Annotated in this window: 17 protein-coding genes; 2 read left to right on the top strand and 15 right to left on the bottom strand. The window is 41.0% G+C overall.

Annotated features, from left to right (window positions below; translation table 11 throughout):
- Positions 1-240 precede the first annotated feature (240 nt).
- Both aceA and aceB read right to left on the bottom strand, forming a co-directional pair.
- Positions 241-1,530 (bottom strand): isocitrate lyase, encoded by a 1,290-nt coding sequence (aceA, locus tag G6554_RS20305; protein ID WP_166245206.1) that lies wholly within the window; start codon positions 1,528-1,530, stop codon positions 241-243.
- Between the two features lie 42 nt (positions 1,531-1,572).
- Complete coding sequence (gene aceB / locus G6554_RS20310; RefSeq protein ID WP_166245208.1) at positions 1,573-3,165, bottom strand: malate synthase A; 1,593 nt, start codon at positions 3,163-3,165, stop codon at positions 1,573-1,575.
- Between the two features lie 188 nt (positions 3,166-3,353).
- On the opposite strand from aceB, the gene G6554_RS20315 reads away from it, so the two are divergent.
- Positions 3,354-3,824, top strand: a complete 471-nt coding sequence (locus tag G6554_RS20315; protein WP_166245210.1) for a GNAT family N-acetyltransferase — start codon at positions 3,354-3,356, stop codon at positions 3,822-3,824.
- Positions 3,825-3,921: 97 nt separating this feature from the next.
- On the opposite strand, the gene G6554_RS20320 is transcribed toward G6554_RS20315, so the two are convergent.
- From G6554_RS20320 to G6554_RS20350, 7 genes are all read right to left on the bottom strand, one after another.
- The gene (locus tag G6554_RS20320; RefSeq protein ID WP_166245212.1) at positions 3,922-4,542 is read right to left on the bottom strand and encodes a precorrin-2 dehydrogenase/sirohydrochlorin ferrochelatase family protein; all 621 of its coding nucleotides are present in this window, start codon (positions 4,540-4,542) and stop codon (positions 3,922-3,924) included.
- The gene (locus G6554_RS20325; protein WP_166245214.1) at positions 4,508-5,224 is read right to left on the bottom strand and encodes a sirohydrochlorin chelatase; all 717 of its coding nucleotides are present in this window, start codon (positions 5,222-5,224) and stop codon (positions 4,508-4,510) included. The genes G6554_RS20320 and G6554_RS20325 overlap by 35 nt, the downstream gene beginning before the upstream one ends.
- Before the next feature lie 3 nt (positions 5,225-5,227).
- Complete coding sequence (gene cobA / locus G6554_RS20330; RefSeq protein ID WP_166245217.1) at positions 5,228-6,676, bottom strand: uroporphyrinogen-III C-methyltransferase; 1,449 nt, start codon at positions 6,674-6,676, stop codon at positions 5,228-5,230.
- 140 nt (positions 6,677-6,816) lie between these two features.
- On the bottom strand, positions 6,817-7,137 hold the full coding sequence (gene nirD, locus G6554_RS20335) for a nitrite reductase small subunit NirD (RefSeq protein ID WP_166245219.1): 321 nt from the start codon (positions 7,135-7,137) through the stop codon (positions 6,817-6,819).
- A complete protein-coding gene (nirB, locus tag G6554_RS20340) occupies positions 7,134-9,560 on the bottom strand; it encodes a nitrite reductase large subunit NirB (protein WP_166245221.1) in 2,427 nt (808 codons plus the stop codon). The genes nirD and nirB overlap by 4 nt, the downstream gene beginning before the upstream one ends.
- Positions 9,561-9,733: 173 nt before the next feature.
- Positions 9,734-10,720 carry a hypothetical protein gene (locus G6554_RS20345; protein ID WP_166245223.1) on the bottom strand — a complete coding sequence of 329 codons (987 nt, stop codon included), beginning with the start codon at positions 10,718-10,720 and terminating at the stop codon, positions 9,734-9,736.
- A 22-nt stretch (positions 10,721-10,742) separates the two neighbouring features.
- Complete coding sequence (locus tag G6554_RS20350; RefSeq protein ID WP_166245225.1) at positions 10,743-10,970, bottom strand: hypothetical protein; 228 nt, start codon at positions 10,968-10,970, stop codon at positions 10,743-10,745.
- 222 nt (positions 10,971-11,192) lie between these two features.
- On the opposite strand from G6554_RS20350, the gene G6554_RS20355 reads away from it, so the two are divergent.
- Positions 11,193-12,008, top strand: coding sequence for a hypothetical protein (locus tag G6554_RS20355; protein ID WP_166245227.1), 816 nt, complete (start codon positions 11,193-11,195; stop codon positions 12,006-12,008).
- 150 nt (positions 12,009-12,158) lie between these two features.
- On the opposite strand, the gene G6554_RS20360 is transcribed toward G6554_RS20355, so the two are convergent.
- The 6 genes from G6554_RS20360 to G6554_RS20385 form a co-directional block, all read right to left on the bottom strand.
- Entirely contained in the window at positions 12,159-13,160 is a 1,002-nt protein-coding gene (locus tag G6554_RS20360) for a glycoside hydrolase family 43 protein (RefSeq protein WP_242637734.1), read from the bottom strand.
- Between the two features lie 70 nt (positions 13,161-13,230).
- Positions 13,231-13,650, bottom strand: coding sequence for a hypothetical protein (locus tag G6554_RS20365; protein ID WP_166245229.1), 420 nt, complete (start codon positions 13,648-13,650; stop codon positions 13,231-13,233).
- 30 nt (positions 13,651-13,680) lie between these two features.
- Complete coding sequence (locus G6554_RS20370) at positions 13,681-14,517, bottom strand: carbohydrate ABC transporter permease (RefSeq protein WP_166245231.1); 837 nt, start codon at positions 14,515-14,517, stop codon at positions 13,681-13,683.
- A 12-nt stretch (positions 14,518-14,529) separates the two neighbouring features.
- Positions 14,530-15,462, bottom strand: coding sequence for a carbohydrate ABC transporter permease (locus G6554_RS20375; protein ID WP_242637733.1), 933 nt, complete (start codon positions 15,460-15,462; stop codon positions 14,530-14,532).
- A 121-nt stretch (positions 15,463-15,583) separates the two neighbouring features.
- The gene (locus G6554_RS20380; RefSeq protein ID WP_166245233.1) at positions 15,584-16,849 is read right to left on the bottom strand and encodes an extracellular solute-binding protein; all 1,266 of its coding nucleotides are present in this window, start codon (positions 16,847-16,849) and stop codon (positions 15,584-15,586) included.
- 191 nt (positions 16,850-17,040) lie between these two features.
- Positions 17,041-18,798: a glycoside hydrolase family 2 protein gene (locus tag G6554_RS20385; RefSeq protein ID WP_166245235.1), complete on the bottom strand. Its 1,758-nt coding sequence runs from the start codon at positions 18,796-18,798 to the stop codon at positions 17,041-17,043.
- Between the last annotated feature and the right edge of the window lie 85 nt (positions 18,799-18,883).

Raw genomic sequence — 18,883 nt, forward strand, 5'->3', positions numbered from 1 at the left:
AATACCCTAAAAAGTGTTCCAGACCAAAGTAATCGATAACGGAATTGCCTTTTTGAGGGGAAAAGTAGCTATACAACAGTAAGTATAGCTTATCCGACAGTTATCTTCTTCTAGCCGATAGTAAACATAGCTTATCCAACAGTTACTCTTCCTTATCCGACAGTAACCCATGCCCCTCCCCCGAAAAAAATCCTCCCCTCCAATATGGAGGGAAGGATCCGCCGCCGCAGCCCTACGGCATTATTTTTTAGTTGCGCCCGTGAATTGTTCTTCTTCCGTAGAGCCTTTTAAAGCTGTTGTTGAAGACGTTCCACCTGTAATCACCATGGAAACTTGGTCAAAGTAACCAGTTCCAACCTCACGCTGGTGACGTGTTGCCGTGTAGCCATACTGCTCGCTCTCAAATTCAGCTTGCTGTAATTCGGAGTATGCCGCCATGCCGCGCTCTTTGTAGCCGCGTGCAAGCTCGAACATACCATGGTTTAAAGCATGGAAGCCAGCAAGTGTGACGAATTGGAACTTGTAGCCCATTTTCCCAAGCTCTTGTTGGAATGTTGCAATCGTTTCTTGATCGAGCTTCTTTTTCCAGTTAAAGGATGGTGAACAGTTGTAAGCGAGTAACTTACCAGGGAACTGCTCATGAATGGCTTCGGCGAATTGTCTAGCCTCCTCAATATTTGGTTCAGAAGTCTCACACCAAATAAGGTCGGCGTATGGAGCGTAAGCTAAGCCGCGGGCAATCGCTTGGTTAATCCCTGCTTTCACCCGGAAAAATCCTTCCGGTGTCCGCTCGCCGGTAATGAAAGGCGCATCATTCATATCGATATCACTTGTAATTAAATCTGCCGCATTGGCATCCGTCCGGGCAACTAGTACCGTTGGCACGCCCATCACATCAGCCGCTAACCGTGCCGCAATCAAATTGCGAACCGCCGTTTGTGTTGGCAGCAATACTTTACCACCTAAGTGGCCGCACTTTTTCTCAGAAGAAAGCTGATCTTCAAAGTGTACACCTGACGCACCGGCCTCAATCATGCCCTTCATCAATTCGAAACAGTTTAATTGGCCGCCAAAGCCTGCTTCCGCATCGGCAACAATCGGGGCGAACCAATCGATGGAATCATCTCCCTCTGAATGGGTGATTTGGTCAGCACGCTGTAATGCTTGATTAATTCGTTTCACAACACTTGGAACGCTGTTAGCCGGATACAAGCTTTGGTCCGGATACATATGTCCGGAAAGGTTGGCGTCTGCCGCTACTTGCCAGCCGCTTAAGTAAATGGCTTTCAGTCCTGCTTTTACCTGCTGGACCGCCTGATTTCCTGTTAAGGCACCAAGGGCATTAATATAGTCTTCTTCATTTAATAGTTTCCATAGTTTTTCGGAGCCCTTTTGTGCCAAAGTATGTTCAATATCAATCGACCCACGCAATTTAATGACATCCTCCGCAGTGTATGGTCGTGTAATTCCATTCCAACGGCTATCCATTTCCCAACTTTCTTGTAATTGCGCTACTCTTAAATTTGTCATTTTATTTTCCTCCTATTAATCTAGTAAAATTTAATAGCTATTTTATAATTGCTTATATCCAGGTAATGTTAAGAAATCAACAAACTCATCCTCTAAAATTAATTTATCAAAAAGGTGAACAGCTTCATCAAACCGGCCATTTTCGAAGCCTGGCGTTCCAATTTCCTGTTTGATTCTTTCCAGTTCCTCTACCTTCAATTGCTCATACATTTCAATTGTTACTTTCCTGCCGTCAGCGAGTACACCTTTCGGATGGCGGATCCACTGCCAAAGCTGGGCACGTGAAATCTCAGCTGTTGCCGCGTCCTCCATTAAATGATAAATTGGTGCGGCACCTCTGCCGGAAAGCCATGAAGCGACATATTGAATGCCCACATTAATATTCGTGCGGACGCCTGTTTCTGTAATCGTTCCGCCCGGTACCTCAAGTAGGTCTTGTGCGGTAATCGTAATTTTTTGTTGCTTCGGTGTGTGTATTTGGTTTGGTGTTGGCATTTCACGATCGAATGCTTCCATTGCCACCGGCACAAGTCCTGGATGGGCTACCCATGTTCCATCATGTCCATCTCGTGCTTCTCGCTCTTTATCAGCACGGACTTTGGCAAAGGCCTCTTCGTTTGCCCGTGGGTTATTTTTCACCGGGATTTGGGCAGCCATTCCGCCCATTGCCGGTGCTTTACGGCGATGACAGGTTTGAATCGTAAGTAATGAGTAAGAACGCATAAACGGCGAAGTCATCGTGACTTGAGCTCGATCTGGTAAAATAACATCCGTTTGGTTCCGCAGCTTTTTAATGAAACTGAAAATATAATCCCATCTGCCGCAGTTTAAGCCTGCTGAATGCTCCTTTAATTCATAAAGAATCTCATCCATTTCAAACGCCGCCATAATTGTTTCAATCAAAACCGTTGCTTTAATGGTTCCCTGTTGAATTCCAAGCTTTTCTTGTGCATACACAAACACATCATTCCAAAGCCGGGCTTCTAAATGGCTTTCAAGTTTTGGAAGGTAGAAATAGGGTCCAGTACCTCTAGCCAGCAGGTTTTTTACATTATGGAAAAAGTACAACCCAAAATCGAAAAAGCTTCCTGAGATAGACTTGCCATCTAATAGCACATGTTTTTCCTCAAGGTGGAGGCCACGCGGTCTAGGGATCAGGACTGCCGTTTCCTCATTAAGGGTATATTTCTTTCCATTTGGATGTTCGAAGATAATCGTCCGGTTTATTGCATCCCGTAGGTTGATTTGTCCTTCAACCGCATTTTCCCATGTCGGTGAAGTGGCATCCTCAAAATCTGCCATAAATAATTTTGCCCCTGAGTTTAAGGCATTGATCACCATTTTCCGGTCAGTTGGTCCGGTAATTTCTACCCGGCGGTCTTGAAGGTCTTTCGGCAGTGGTGCAACTGTCCACTCCCCATTCCGGATATGCTTCGTTTCAGGCAGGAAATCTGGCAATTTCCCATTATCAATTTCTGCTTGTCGTTTTTCCCTGTACTGTAACAGTTCCACTCTTCTTTCACCAAAGTTGCGTTCCAATTCTTCAATAAAATTTAAAGCCTCTGGTGTTAAAACCTCATCGTACTGGGCTTTCAATGCCCCAACCACTTCAATACCTGTCGTTTGCGTCGACATGAACTTGATCACCTCTTTGTTATAATACAACAACTATTTATGTTTTGTATTATATAACACACTTTTCAAAAATGGAACTACTTTTCTGAATTTTTTTCAAAAATAGGTAAAATTTCCCCTGTTGCGATATAATCACCTTATAAAACGCCAGTGTACTCTGACCTTACTTGAATGTTGGGAGGGACTTTATGTTACTACAAGTGATGGAAATGGATGTTATTTTTGCAGAAGAAATATTGAGTTGGAAATACGAGGCGCCCTATGATTTTTATAATAATGAGTACAGTGTGGCGGCTGTGAGGGAATTGCTGAATCATTCCTATTTTGTGGTCGTAGACGATCTTGATGAGATATTCGGATATTTCTGCATGGGGGAATCGGCACAGGTACCGATTGGAAGTATATTTGGGGCCTACCCTGCTGGTTTTTTGGATATCGGGATTGGGATGAACCCCATATTTACGGGGCAAGGGCGAGGTCAGTTGTTTTTAACGTTTATTCTAAATCATATACAGAGTCAGGTCGGTACGGTATCACTCCGACTAACCGTGGTGGCATTTAATACCCGTGCTATTCATCTCTACGAAAAACATGGATTTGAGATGAAAAAGTCATTTAGGCATGGGGATGTTTTATTTATCACGATGGTTCGAGAGTAATTTGGTAAATTCATGGATTACGAATGCGTCTACATCGATGTTTGAGTTCTTTTTTCACAGAATTACCTAAGGAGAGACCCTCAAGTACATGGTATCGTTAGTAAATCAATCCCTCATATAGCCGCTGAAAATCTCCCTCACGATCGAGGCTGTGCAAAAAATCGTCACTAACGATAGCTGTTAACAAACTTCTTTTTAAAGCAGGGTCTGCAACTTCACCAATAATCCACTTCCTCTTCATAAAAAGAAACTCGAGGTATTCCGCGTACTTGTCATCAAACTCTCGTTCAAGCTGCGCACGAATCTTCTTGGAAAGCGTTGGGCTGGCACCGCCCGTTGAAACAGCAATCGACAAACGACCTCGATATACAACCGCTGGAAGGTGAAAATCGGATCCATCCGGGTCATCCACTATCATGACCAGTTGGTGAGGTTCCACAGATTCTTTTATCAATTGATTCACCCTACTATCATTTGTGGCCGCAAAAACCATAAACGCTCCCTTTAAATCGACATCACAAAACGGCCGTTGCAACCATTCAATTTTTCCAGCCTCGAAAAGCTCTTGTAATTTTTCCGTTGCTTTCGGGCTAATCATCACTATACGAGCCCCTGACACTAGTAGGCCGCTAACCTTCCGCTCAGCTACCTTTCCGCCGCCAACGACCACAACTTTTTTCCCTTCAAGCTGTATCATAATCGGATAATTTGAACTCATGCTCCACCTCCGTTGCCCGTTTTTCAATCAGCGGAATTAATTTTTCATCAAAGCCTATCGGTTCACAAAAAACAACATCCCCATCTAGTTCTTTCTCCATTTTGACGGTATATCCTCCTGAAAACAAGAAATAGGGGAGAATATAAATCTTCTGGTCCGCTAGTTTCCCTGCCACCCCTTGATAAAATGGCGGCGTTGTAACGAAGGCTGTGAGAACCTTACAAGCCATTTTCTCAGCTAAATTTGAAGCAAGTCTTTCAAATTCAATCGCTGCTTCAGTCACACGGCTCCCATGCCCCACCAACAGCACCGTCTCGTTCTCCAACCCGCCAAAGCCTGCCTCACCGAGCCTATCCACAAGAATGCTTACCAAAACATCCTCAACACCAAGCGGTTTTCCATATTGACAGACACTATCCGGATAGCGTTCCAACTCCGCGGGAATATCAACATTTGTATGAATTCCTGGCAATAAGAATACAGGGACAACTGTAATCTCACTTGCCCCCTGCCCGATACAGGTTTCAATTGCCTGCGTCACAGATGGCTCAGTATGTTCAAGGAAACCAAATGCCTGAATGACTGCCGGAGACCGCTGCATTACTTTTTGAATAAAGGCAATAAATTTTGCATTTGCAGCAGCCCGCCGGCTTCCGTGTGCGATATACAGAATGGCTTTCATCCCTTACACTTCCTTACATTGCTGACTTGCCAAAAAGTCAACTAGGGCATCCATTGTTGCTTTTTCTGGCATTCCGTGGGAAGGCAGTCCTGCAGCTTCCACTTCGGCCATTGTTTGTTTTCCCATACTGACAACTTGCAAATCTCTCAATAACTTGAGGGCATCGATGTCGCATTCTTGCAATGCATCAACAAACGGCCCAACAGAGGCGCTGCTAGGGAATACCAATGTATTCACATTTGCTTCCTCTAGCATTCTTTTAAAAATCGGCAGGAATTGACGATCCAACTCTTTCTTACTAGTAACTAAAAAGTCGGTCATTTCATAGCCTTTTTGCAAAATACTATCGTCACCAACAATTAGTAAGTTTCCAGTCTTCGTCATCTCCTCAGCAAGCTTCGCGGTAAATCCACGCTCATTTAGCGCTTTCACCGATTTTGTAGATGCTCCGTAAAAATCAGCACCTATTTTTCGGACATCGACGCCATTTTCAAAAACAGCCCTGAAAAATTCGCCAACACTCTCAGGTGAGGTAAATAGAATCCTGTCATACGATGACACCTTTGTTAGGTCAACTGGCAGTACGGTCTTTTTCCATTTCGGAAATTCGATAACATCAGCGCCTTGATCCATCAAATGCTGCGCCATTCCGCTTACGCTCTCACCTGTTCGGGCCAAGAGGATTTGCCGGCCATACAAGGGCTTATTCTCAAACCAGCTAATCTTTTCCCGAAGAGAAATCACTCCGCCGACAAGAATAATCGCAGGATTGGTGAACTTAGCCTTCAACACTTTCTCAGAGATATTTGCAAGTGTCCCTTGCAAGGTTTTTTGGCGGCCAAATGTCCCCCATTGGATTAAAATCACCGGTGTGGAGGCTGGCTTACCATTGCTTACAAGATTTTCGCAGATAAACGGTAAATTCCCCACTCCCATGTAAAAGGCAATCGTATCCACACCGCGGGCAAGCCCTGCCCAGTCGAGCAATGGTTTACCGTTCTGGGATTTGTCATGTGCGGTGACGACGGCAAAGGATTCAGCATGCTCCCTATGTGTCACAGGAATCCCGGCATAAAGGGGGGCTGCAATCCCCGATGAAATACCTGGAACAATCTCAAAAGGAATTTGGTATTGGGCAAGGGCGGCCGCTTCTTCCCCCACGCGGCCGAAAACGCCGGGATCGCCGCCTTTTAAACGGACGACTATTTTTCCTGCCATTGCCTTTTCCACCAACAGGTCATTAATATTCTCCTGCCGTAAAATATGGCGATCTGGCAATTTCCCGCAGTAAATCAACTCGCAATCCCTAGGGGCAAATTCCAATAGCTTTGGATTGGCAAGCCGATCATATAAAATGACCTCAGCTTGCTTAATGGCTTCCATTCCTTTAACAGTGATTAATCCAACGTCCCCTGGCCCTGCCCCAACTAAAAACACTTTTCCTGTTTTCATTATGCAGCCTTCCTTTCGTGTCGCCATGCCTAAGATAGTAGTTTTTAAGATTCGCTGATAAACATGCTTAATTCGCCGATAAAATATTTTCTGAGGTTCTTTTAAGTAAGGCTTTTTTCAAATTCTAAGAAAAACAGCTCCTATAATACGATAAAAATGATATCATCATTAATTTCCACTTGAAAAGCCCGCACTTGCCCCTCGTCTGGAGCCTGAACTGTACCATCAGCTAATGAAATCTTCCAATCATAGACTGGGCAGTAAACATAATGGCCGCTGACAAGCCCTTCGGAAAGGACGCCCCCTTTCGGATGTGGACTGTGATTTTCAAGTGCATAAACCTCGCCAGTTGTGACCTTAAATAGCGCAATTTCCATGTCATCAATTTTAATAGAATAGCCTGATCTTGCCTTTAAATTCGAATAATGTGCTACTGGAATCCGTGTTAAGGTTTTAATCATTTGGACTCACTCCCAACCGCTACGATGTGTTTAGTATAATATTTATCTTGAATTTCTTCACTTTGAATCGCTTCATTCCAAGGTTCGATATACTTTTTCAATGTTTGATCCATGCGTTCGTTTAACGCTTTACGCGTTTCTTCATCCGCCAGGACTTCTTTCACATGATCAAGACCCATGCGTTCCACCCATTTTGACGTACGCTCTAAATAATTCGCTGTTTCCCGGTAGTATTGGAGATAAGCTCCCGTCATCTCCATGACTTCTTCTTCCGTTTTCACCGTGAATAGTAAATCACCAGGACGAAGATCCACACCCCCGTTACCCGCAACGTAAATTTCCCAGCCGCCATCAATACCGACAAAGCCAATATCTTTGATTCCTGCTTCAGAGCAGTTTCGCGGACAAGCGGATACGCCCATTTTTACTTTATGCGGTGTATCAAGACGTTCAAATTTCTTTTCCAGCTCGATGCCAAGAGCCATGGAATCTTGGGTGCCATAGCGGCAGAATTGTGCACCAACGCATGTTTTAACGGTACGCAGTGTTTTTCCATAAGCATAACCTGACGGCATATCGAGTTCTTCCCACATAGACGGCAGATCTTCTTTTTTCACACCGAACAAGCCAATCCGCTGTCCACCGGTTAATTTTACTAACGGAACATTGTACTTTTCTGCGACTTCAGCAATTTTTTTCAAATCCGCAGCCGTTGTGACTCCGCCATACATTCTTGGTACTACCGAGTACGTTCCGTCTTTTTGAATATTGGCATGCATTTTTTCGTTAACCAACCGGGAATCACGGTCATCCTTGTATTCATCCATGTGAATCATGCCAAGGTAATAGTTGATGGCCGGACGGCATTTCGTGCAGCCTTCCTCATTGTTCCACTCAAGGACGTTCATGACCTCTTTTACACTTGTTAAGCCCTTGGCCTTGATTTCTGCCACCAATTCCTCTCGGCTAAGCGTAGTACAACCGCAAATACTCGTCTTTTGTGCCGCGGCAGCATCAAATTGGTCACCAAGTGTATGGGCAAGAATGCTGCTGACCATCGGTTTACAGCGGCCGCATGAACGTCCGGCGTTTGTGCAATGGCTGACTTGGTCAAGAGTTGTGAGGCCATGCGCCTTAATCGCTTCAACAATCGCCCCTTTTGTCACACCATTACAACCGCAAACCAGTTCATCATTCGGCATGGCGGCAATATCATCACTTGCCTCGCTTCCCATACATGCTGTTTGAAAAATGGATACCCCACTAATGTCTTCTTTTTTCGTTAACATCCGGAATAGCCGTGTGCTGTCCTTTGTGTCCCCATAAAGAACAATTCCAACAATCACATTATCTCTAGTTAACACCCGTTTATAGATTCCATCAAACTCGTTATAAACCATGATTGATTTGGTCGTGTCGTCTTCAAAAATTTCTCCGGCAGAGAAGAGGTCAACTCCTGCCACCTTTAGCTGTGTTCCGGTAATGGATCCTGCGTATGGATCTCCTGCTTGTCGGCATATTCGCTGTGCTAATACTTTTCCTTGTTCATATAACGGGGCCACCAAGCCATAAACAATTTCTCTGTGCTCAGCACATTCCCCTACCGCATATACATGCGGGGCACTCGTTTCCATAAAGTCATTGATCACAATACCGCGATTGACGTAGATGCCGCTATTTTTCGCGATAGCTGTATTGGATTTAATCCCAATCGCCATCACGACAAGGTCAGCACCAACTTCGGATCCGTCTTTAAAACGAAGGCCAGTGACGCGGTCATCTCCAAGTATCTCAACCGTTTCTTTTTCCATTAAGAAGTTCATACCTTGGGCTTCAAGTTCTGCTCTTAGTAGAGAAGAGGCAATTGGATCCAATTGTCGTTCCATTAGATGTGGCATTAAATGGACTACATCTACTGTCATACCAAGATTCAACAATCCTCTTGCAGCTTCAAGACCTAATAGCCCGCCACCAATGACCACAGCCTTTTTAAACTGCCGCGCTGACTTGATCATCATTTCACAATCTTGGATATCACGGAACCCGGTTACACCGATTTTGTCTGCACCCGGAATCGGCAGAATGAAAGAATTTGAGCCTGTCGCAATAATTAATTCATCATATTCGACTTCTCGCCCCTGATCACTGATAACACACTTGGCTTCCACATCAATTTTTACAATTGATTCCCTTGTATATAATTGAATTTGATTTTCTTTATACCAATCTAGCGAATTGATAATGATTTCATCAAAGTTTGTATCGCCCTGCAAGATGTTGGATAACTTGATTCGATTGTAGTTTGGATGTGGTTCTTGTCCAAAAATCGTTATCTCAAATTGTTCCGGTGCTAGTTTGAGGATTTCTTCAATCGTTCTAACCCCAGCCATTCCGTTTCCGATCATCACTACTTTTTTCATCATTTGGTCGCTCCCTATCTGTTCTGTTTAATTACGTTATTCACGATAATCTCTATATCTATATTGTAATTACCTGACCTCAAGAAAATTGTGAAGTTCATCACATTCCTACTTATAATTGTGAATCATTTCACATAATTGTCATAAAAAAAAGGGTGCCTGACACCCTTTCTACGTTATGCAGGTTGTTTATTCTTTTTAATAGCTATTTGTGATTTGACTAATCCATTGATTACAGGAACTAGAGCGCCAAAGATGGCGACGGGTATGATCTCCCACATTTCCAGTGGCGGTGTGATGAGTAGGTCATACTTATGGATGGCGAACAGAACAAGAAAGTACGTTACACTGCCAGTGAGACCTGCTATCCAGTTGGTTTTCCTAAACAAGAAATAGCAAAGCGGGATCAAGATTAGTGTGATTGGTACATAGGATGTTGGATATCCCACAGCTGCAAAAGTTGCTTTTCCAACAAATCGGAGCAAAATATAGAGAACTGCTGCCATTACTGGAATCGTAAAATCACGGCAAATTCGAACAATCAACACCGAAAGCAACGCTACCATCAACACCGAATAGATAGGATACACCCATTCCGGAATACCGCCAAAAATTTGCGATGCAGGATCCGAGATAAGCTCTAGGATTTCTTGAGAGGCAATCGATTTTCCGTGAATGTACTGATCATAAGAAATGGCCCCATTTTCCTGCTGCATGTTCGGGAACATCAAGCATTCGAGAAGAAACATCGCAAACCATGTATGCAGGGATTTCCAAGTTGGCCATACATCCTTCGTGTACAAGTAATAGCCACGCCAGACGCCAAATATCATGATACCCGTTCCAATATAATAAATAAAATGCGTCGGGCTCCATGTCGTTAAATCAATACCGTACGCAATATGATACGTAAAATCTAGTGGGATCCCGATTAAAAAGATAACATAACCAATCGTAATCAGATTTCTTGAAAACTGGTCCATGTATTGCGAGCGCCGCCATTCCTGAAGTAATAAGTAACCACCCAGGACAAAACCAAGTGTATTAACAATATGAGGAATCGAATATTCTTCAAACAAATACTTAAAGTGATACGAAGCATCCCATGCAGATCCTATAAATTTTAATAAAAAGGCAATCACCCATAAACGGTAATATTTCAAACTTTCATCTCCTCTCATTCCCCTACCCAAGAAGATCAAATGGATCTCCAAAAATAGCTATTAGGATATAATTGATAGCTAGGGCGAGTCCAAATACAATTCCAGCAATCCGAACTTTCCTTTGGGTAAATAATTTATACATAAAAATAATTCCAGAAGTAACCACAAAGATGTTAATCGTTACAAAAGTCCAAAGCAGATTTTCACTGTGCTCCACTGCTGTTACATGCATCAAATATAACGGTATCAACTGCTTAATTCCTCCAAAGTTCACTTTTTAAAAAACTACAGAACGACACGTCTTTAGTAAAGACGTATTTTTCCCCAATAGTGTTTCCACATTACAGAGTCTTTTCTATATTATCATTATTATTAAGATTGTTGACTAGTATATTTACATAAAATTCTTGCATTGGGTCAAATAGGTAATGTACAGTATATGGATGAACTATGATGTGAAGGGAGCAAACCCATGAAACATTTCATAATGGCCATTCTTTTATTATCCATTGTTTTATTATCTGCATGTAACTCAATAAAAGTCCCCAAGTCAACGATGGATCATAAAATGAGCGCGACGCCAACAAATGTCATACCAACAAAATCTGAATGGAAAATCGCGGAGCATCCACAAGCAAACGAAAACATTCCAATCTCCATTTTGATAAAAGATAAAACCAATCAACCCATCCATTCCTTCGAAACCATCCATGAGAAAAAGATGCATTTATTTATTGTAAGTAAGGATTTATCTTATTTTTCACATATCCACCCAAACTATAAAGGAAATGGGGAATTTACTCTTTCAACCACTTTTCCGGCAGGTAGCGACTATAAGATGATTGCTGATGTTACCCCAAAGGGTGGTGGGGATAGCAGTATTGAAAGCCATTGGCAGCATGTGGAGGGTGAAGCTGCACAGGAAGTGCCATTGGTTCCAGATCAGGAGCTAGTCAAAGTAGTGGATGGAAAAAAAGTGACCCTCTCATTTAGTCAACTGAAGGCGGGAGAAACGCTACATATGACCTATACGATCACGGATGCAGCAACAAATAATCCGATTAAAAATCTGCAGCCCTATTTAGGCGCCATGGGCCACACGGTTGCCATGAGTGCGGATGCTGAGAACTACTTACACATCCATCCGATGACGACCTCTGGAAATGGTCCAAAGGTCATCTTCATGACGATTTTTCCAAAATCAGGCGTTTATAAAGTTTGGGGACAATTTAAATACGAAGGTAAAGTCTTTACAGTTCCATTTGTTATCGATGTGCCAAATAAATAGACCAAAACCCCTTCTCCAATCGAGAAGGGGTTTTAAATAGTCGGATTCATACATTTATTGGAAATCGGTGCCTGACACCCTTCATGAACACCTATCCGCGTGGGATGGACAGTTAGAAGTGGAACTCCCTTCAGCTTACTAGCATAAAGGCTACACTTCTCCAGAAGGTTTGGCCATCGGTGTGTAGGCTGGCAGTGGTGAACCAAAATCAAGGGTACCGTCTGGTTTCCAGTTGATTTTTTGAACCCTTAGATTCCGGAGTCTTCCCAGCCGATGGTCTCCCTCAGCCTCCGAAAACGAAAATGCGTGGTAAACAAGCCAGTCCTCCGTTCCATCTGGGGATTGGGTAAAGCTATTATGGCCAGGGGAAAATACTCGGTTTTTTATACTTTTTGAGAAAACGGGTCCTGGATGCTTTATCCAAGAATCAGGATCAAGAAGGTTAGCCGTTTCACTTGCTGTAAGCATCCCTAAGCAATAGTCATCAGACCATGTTGCACTTGCAGAAAAAACGAGAAAAAGTTTACCGTTCCGTTTTAGACATATGGGTCCTTCATTTATTGCCATTCCACCTTGTTTCTCCCATTCATCCGTCGGAGCCGAAAGTAATATGTTTTCACCTATTAGTGTCAACGGGTTTTCCATTTTTGCGATGTATAATGCTGATCCATACTCAGGAAAATATCCATATCCTGAGTAAAGAAAATATAATACATTCTTATGCTGCAGGACGGTCCCATCTAAACCATGATGTTCGGTATTCACCGCACCCCTGAAATGCCACTTGCTCTGCAATGGATTCGGTGAAGGATTTTCAAGGACAAAGATACGCCGAGTTTCATCCCCACCACCATCATTTGCAGTAAAATAAATGAACCATTTTCCGTTAATATAGTGGATTTCAGGTGCCCAAATATTATGGCTATATGGACCTTCCGCTGGAGGAGACCATATTATCTTTTTCGCTGCTGTCGAAAACCCTGTTATGGTCGGGCTCCTCCAAATTGCGATATGATCAGACAAAGTAATAGTCAAATAATAGTAACCGTCTTCATGTTTATACATGTAAGGATCTGGGCCGCTTTCAAGCAGGGGATTCATAAACATTTCATTTCTTTGACCTGAAATGGTGTTGTGGGTTTGAGACTCCAATATTTGACCCTCCAAATCAAACCTATAACCAAAAGAAATGAGGGAAGTTTTATTTTCCTTTGGTTATAGACTATAGATTCTGTAATTGACTGCTTACTAACTTTGAAATTGATTTATTTTTAGCTAATGCTAAAATTCCTGCCGATAGAAACATCAAAGATCCTAAAAGGTCCATCACAAGATAGGAAGCTAACCCTACTAAAAGAAACCAGATAGGTTTCTTCACTTCTGCTTGATCGTCCTTCAATGTTTTCGCTAAGACAAAGTTTACCATTCCGAGAATAACAAATAGCATCCCAAAGGTAACCGAAAACATATACAAACTGCCAAATATAGATTGTGCAGCCTCCCATTTTGCTAGAGTGTTATACGAAGAATTTAATCCCTCATTTTTTATATACGATGCATAAACAAAAATAGTAAGGAGACCCGAGACTATTTGCCATATAGAACCGACCATCACTAATCGTCTTTCTAGTTTTCTATTCACCAGTAACCCCCCCAGGCAGAAATTGGTTTATTACCCTTTCACCCCAGATGACAGGGAGAGTGATTCCATAAAGTATTTTTGTGTGAATAAATAAAGGATAAATGTTGGAACAATGGCTACCAACGCTCCAGTTAAAGCATGGGCTACATCTAGTGCATACATCCCCTGAAGTAACTGTAATCCTGGTGTAATGGGCATTTTCTCCACGTCATTAAACACAATGGATGGCCATAGGAAGTCATTCCAAGAGGCTGTAAATGTAAACAATGCGACAACCGTCAATACAGGTCTTATTAGTGGTAAGATCAACTTAATAAATATTTGAAAATCGGAAGCACCATCCACTCTCGCCGATTCATCAAACTCCTTAGGAATGCCTTGCATAAATTGCCTTATAAGAAAAATATTAAATACGCCAGCTGCCCCTGGAACAATCGCCGCTAAATAATTATTTACCCAACCTAATGTATCAATAATTTTATAGAGTGGAATAAGATTTACGACTGCCGGGAACATCATCGTTGCCATTAAAAAGACAAAGATCGCATCTCTTCCCTTAAATTTCATTCTTGAATATCCATAGCCAGCTAATGAAACTATGACTAATACTAATATCGTTTGTGATACTGATATAATAAGCGAGTTCATAAACCATTTGGCGACTGGAGCACTTGTGTTACCAAAAAGGACATCCTGGTAATTACCAATAACCCAATTAATCGGTAAAATTGTAAAAGCATTTGTTTGAATATCGGCCTCGCTTTTGAAGGATGTGACCATTGTATAAAGGACAGGGACAATCCAGATAAACACCATTAATAGTAAAAAGACTAGAGCAACAATTTTTGAAATTCTTTTTTTCGCCAAGGAAAGCACCCCCTAATCACGTTGTCTTAAAAAGAAGAATTGGATGGCTGAAACAGCCATAATACATAAACCCAGGATTACAGCCATTGCTGCTCCAATACCGGCAATGGAAATTCCAGAACCAAACGCATTCTCTTGAATGTACATTAATAAAACGGTAGTGGAGCTTGTTGGTCCACCTTTTGTTAACATGAGTGGCTGCCCATATACATTAAATTGCGCGATGGTTGTAATGACAACCGTATATAATATTTGAGCTCTTATACTGGGTAACGTGATTCTAAAGAATCTTTGTATACTGTTTGCCCCATCCATAGCGGCAGCTTCATATAAATCTTTTGAAATACCGTTAAGAGCAGCCTGATAAATAATCATATTTGCACCGATTGTCCACCAAACAGTAACCGTTACTAAGGTAATCCAAGCGTATGGCTGGGTAGCAATCCAGTTCGTTTCTACATTAAGATAATGATTAAATGGCCCAAAAGAAACACTATAAAGCATGGAAAAAATAATCATGACCGCCGAAACAGAGAACAAAGTTGGCATGTAGAATAAGGCTTGAAAAAACTTCATCCCCTTCGGTTTCGTGTTAAGACCTGCAGCTAACAATAAAGGAACTATAATACAGGCAGGAACCGTAAACAACACAAACTTAAATGTATTTCCCAATCCGGTACGTAGTTGATCGTAAAAGGTAGAGTCCTGATTAACCAATATTTCTTTATAATTAGCAAATCCTACAAATTCGGGATCTCCTATTAGATCCCAGTTGGTAAATGAAATATAAATACCATATAACGTGGGAAAAAGAAAAAAAATAGCGAATAATATTAGATGTGGTCCGATGTAAAGATACGGAGATAGATTAAAACGGTTTTTATCCGAATGTTTTTCTATACCTGCAGACATAGTTAATTCCTTGTTCACTCCAGTATTTATCATAAATTTAATCTCCTATTCTTACGTTATCGAATAGAGAGAGAAATCCTTATACTCAATAAGGATTTCTCTATAATTCTACTAACACCTAATAGTAATAAAGTGAAACTGCTTTCAAGCCATTTTACTTTTTATTCGTTCCAATTTTATCATCAACCGCTTTCTGAGCCGCCTTTAGTCCCTTATCAATATCCAGCTTTCCATATATGGCATCGCCGACCAATTTATCCACTTCTTCGGCTACAAAACCATTGTACTTATAATCAAAGATTTTAAGTGTATTTTGCATATCAGGATTTTTTATTAAAAATGATTGTGGTAATTCTTGATATTCAGGATTATCTAATGTCGCTAATGCGGCAGGGTTTTGGCCAGCTTTCGCCCATGGAAGTGAGTTTTCTCTGACATAATCAAGGAAATCCATTATTCCCTTTGTCTTCTCTTCAGATCGATTTTTATCTTTGAACATCACGAATTGATGAGAGGACGTCCAGTTTACAATTTTATCAGGTGCAATCTGAGGAAAGCTTGTTAACCCCCACTTTAGGTTCTTCGCTTCATTTACACTATTTTGCATCCAAATTCCTTCTGGGTAAAAGATTGCCTTACCAGACTTGAATAACTGACCTGGGTCTTCTCCATCCTTGTTAGCAATTTTTCCATCCACTAACCCTTTTAATAGTTCTAATGCTTTCTTTGCTTCTGGCGTATTAAGAGTTGCTGCTTCACCGTCACTAGTTATATCTCCACCAAGTTGATTGTAAATCGATAAAAAGATTGGCCTCGTCCATGTTATACCAATACCAGTGATTTTATCCTTTTTAGACAATTCTCCAGCTGCCTTTATTTCATCAAAGGTAATCACATTATCATCGAGTGCATGTGGTGCATATTTTTCTAGTAAATCCTTATTGTAATACATGACGAAACTGTGTACATCCAATGGGACACTATATCTACTTCCATTAATATCACCAATGTTCCAGCCTGCTGGTACGTAGTTTTCAGCTTTAATTTCAGGATGGTCTGCCAATTTATCGTCATAAGTGGTTAAAAGGTCGTTCTCAACAAACTGTTTAATTCTCTCAGCATGGACAATTGTAAGATCAGGGATACCCTTTCCAGAGTTAACAACTGTTGGGATCTTTTTATACATATCATCTGCTTCAATGGATACATTCTTTATCTTGAATTTTGGATTTGTCTTGTTATATTCATTAACGATTTGTTTCATATTCTCGCCATCAGGCCCTGTAAACGGATTCCAATATACAATTTCATTTTTAGCTGAAGAAGAGCCCCCGGATCCTGAACTAGAAGAACTGCATCCCGACAAAGCCATCATAACCACAAAAAGTATTGAGAACATGAATACTGATATTTTTCTCATTGGTTTTCCCCCTGATTTTTTATTATTAAACGGATACCCTAACAGCTTGAAGTTGTACCCCCTCCCAATTAAATACAGGTTAATGAATAGCAAGTACACTTTTAACTAAATAGTTTACTATATAAATCCCCTTGGCCGAACTTTTACAATTTTCAGACACACAGGATTATACCTAATTACCAATCTAGCCATTATTTATTGTTAATTGCCCTGATTTTGTTTACGTCTACCTTAGCTTCTCGATTTTCCTTTAATAAGCCGTTAACCTCTTGCTGCACATCGGTAATTTGTGTATAGCAAAATCCACTAATATATGGAGTATCTTTTATTGCTTGTGTCATGGATTCATAACGGTGTAAGAACTCTTCTTCACTCTTTACCTGATTACCATAGCCCCAGCCTTTTTCAGAATTGAAGGCAATACCGCCATATTCACTGATAATAATCGGTTGGCCTTTATATTTATAGCCCTGTGCCATCGCGTGTTTAAAGTTATTAAATGCTATCTCGTTTTGAACTACCTTTTCTTTATTGCTATATCGCTTTAAGAAATCATCACCATATTCTACATAATCGTGCAGGGAGATAATGTCTGAAATGGTATGCTCCCATCCATCGTTTACAATAACGGGTCTCATACTATCAATAGCCTTTGTAAGATGATAGATCCCCTCGGTAAACTTTTGTTGCTTTTGGTTTGTATAAATGTTTTTCACACCCCAAGATTCATTAAACGGGGTCCATGTAATGATGCATGGGTGATTATACTGTTGTTTAACAACTTCTATCCATTCCACTGTAAAATTCTGAACCGCCTCATCTGAAAACTCATAGGTTGCAGCCATTTCAGACCAAACAAGCAGACCTTTCTTATCAGCCCAATAAAGGAAACGCTGATCTTCCACTTTCATATGCTTCCTTACCCCGTTAAAGCCCATCTCCATTGTTCGATCAATATCCTCAATGATTGCTTCATCTGAAGGCGGTGTTAAATGCGACTCTTCCCAATAACCCTGATCTAAAATAAGTTTTTGATAGAGTGGAATATTATTCAATAATACATTCCCATTCTCAATTGAAATCTTTCTCATTCCAAAATAGGACTTTACGTTATCCACTACTTCACCATTCTTAAATAATGTAAATTCGACATCATATAAATTAGGAGTTTGTGGACTCCAATGGACAACCCGCCAATGATGAAATTCACTTGCAATATTCGTCTTGATTGCTTGATATGGACGATTTACCGTTTGCTCAAATGCTTTAATTGACTCTCCATTAAATGAAATAGTTGTTTTCAAAACTAATGATGGATCAATATTTCCTGCAACTTCATAGGCAAACTCCACTGATTCTGTATCTATATCAGGAGTGATCTTGACCGCTTGAACATGGTTGTCATTTAAAAACTCAAGCCAGACTGTTTGCCAAATTCCTGTTGTTTGAACATACCAGCATTCATAACTATCCTTTAACCATCTTTGTTTTCCTCTTGGTTGGAAGCAACTTTGACTATCTTCTATTTTCACAACCAAATTTAATTCATTTTTCTCATTTACATAATTCGTTATATCAAAAGAGAAAGCGATTTGCCCACCTTTTCTTTCCCCAACAAAAATGCCGTTCACCCATAGCTTTGTTATATAATCAGCTGCTTGGAAATGAAGGATTACATTCCTTTTTTCATACTCACTAGAAATCATTACGCTTTTTTGATACCAGACATTAGAACAAAATGCTTCTTCACCAATTCCACTGGCTTTTGTTTCATATGTAAAAGGAACCATAATCTTTTTATCAAAATTTGGTTCCTTGAACCACTTTTCCTTTTCACCTTGGTTCTCTCTATCAAACTTAAAATTCCATTCACCATTTAAATTCATCCAGTCTGCCCTTTCGAATTGAGGACGCGGATATTCACTTCTCGGAATGTTCTGTTCTGTCATTTAATATAACTCCCTTTTATAGCATTTATTAAAAAATTCAGTCATTGAAAGTGCTTACATTCATATCTTATAGTAAGTTTTATAG

It is taken from the genome of Bacillus sp. MM2020_4, assembly GCF_011250555.1.
GTDB lineage: Bacteria > Bacillota > Bacilli > Bacillales > Cytobacillaceae > Neobacillus.

Bases quoted from the DNA above. Each gene is read 5' to 3' on its own strand.
- aceA (WP_166245206.1), bottom strand. From the start codon at position 1,530: ATGACAAATTTAAGAGTAGCGCAATTACAAGAAAGTTGGGAAATGGAT.
- aceB (WP_166245208.1), bottom strand. From the start codon at position 3,165: ATGTCGACGCAAACGACAGGTATTGAAGTGGTTGGGGCATTGAAAGCC.
- G6554_RS20315 (WP_166245210.1), top strand. From the start codon at position 3,354: ATGTTACTACAAGTGATGGAAATGGATGTTATTTTTGCAGAAGAAATA.
- G6554_RS20320 (WP_166245212.1), bottom strand. From the start codon at position 4,542: ATGAGTTCAAATTATCCGATTATGATACAGCTTGAAGGGAAAAAAGTT.
- G6554_RS20325 (WP_166245214.1), bottom strand. From the start codon at position 5,224: ATGAAAGCCATTCTGTATATCGCACACGGAAGCCGGCGGGCTGCTGCA.
- cobA (WP_166245217.1), bottom strand. From the start codon at position 6,676: ATGAAAACAGGAAAAGTGTTTTTAGTTGGGGCAGGGCCAGGGGACGTT.
- nirD (WP_166245219.1), bottom strand. From the start codon at position 7,137: ATGATTAAAACCTTAACACGGATTCCAGTAGCACATTATTCGAATTTA.
- nirB (WP_166245221.1), bottom strand. From the start codon at position 9,560: ATGATGAAAAAAGTAGTGATGATCGGAAACGGAATGGCTGGGGTTAGA.
- G6554_RS20355 (WP_166245227.1), top strand. From the start codon at position 11,193: ATGAAACATTTCATAATGGCCATTCTTTTATTATCCATTGTTTTATTA.
- G6554_RS20375 (WP_242637733.1), bottom strand. From the start codon at position 15,462: ATGATAAATACTGGAGTGAACAAGGAATTAACTATGTCTGCAGGTATA.
- G6554_RS20380 (WP_166245233.1), bottom strand. From the start codon at position 16,849: ATGAGAAAAATATCAGTATTCATGTTCTCAATACTTTTTGTGGTTATG.
- G6554_RS20385 (WP_166245235.1), bottom strand. From the start codon at position 18,798: ATGACAGAACAGAACATTCCGAGAAGTGAATATCCGCGTCCTCAATTC.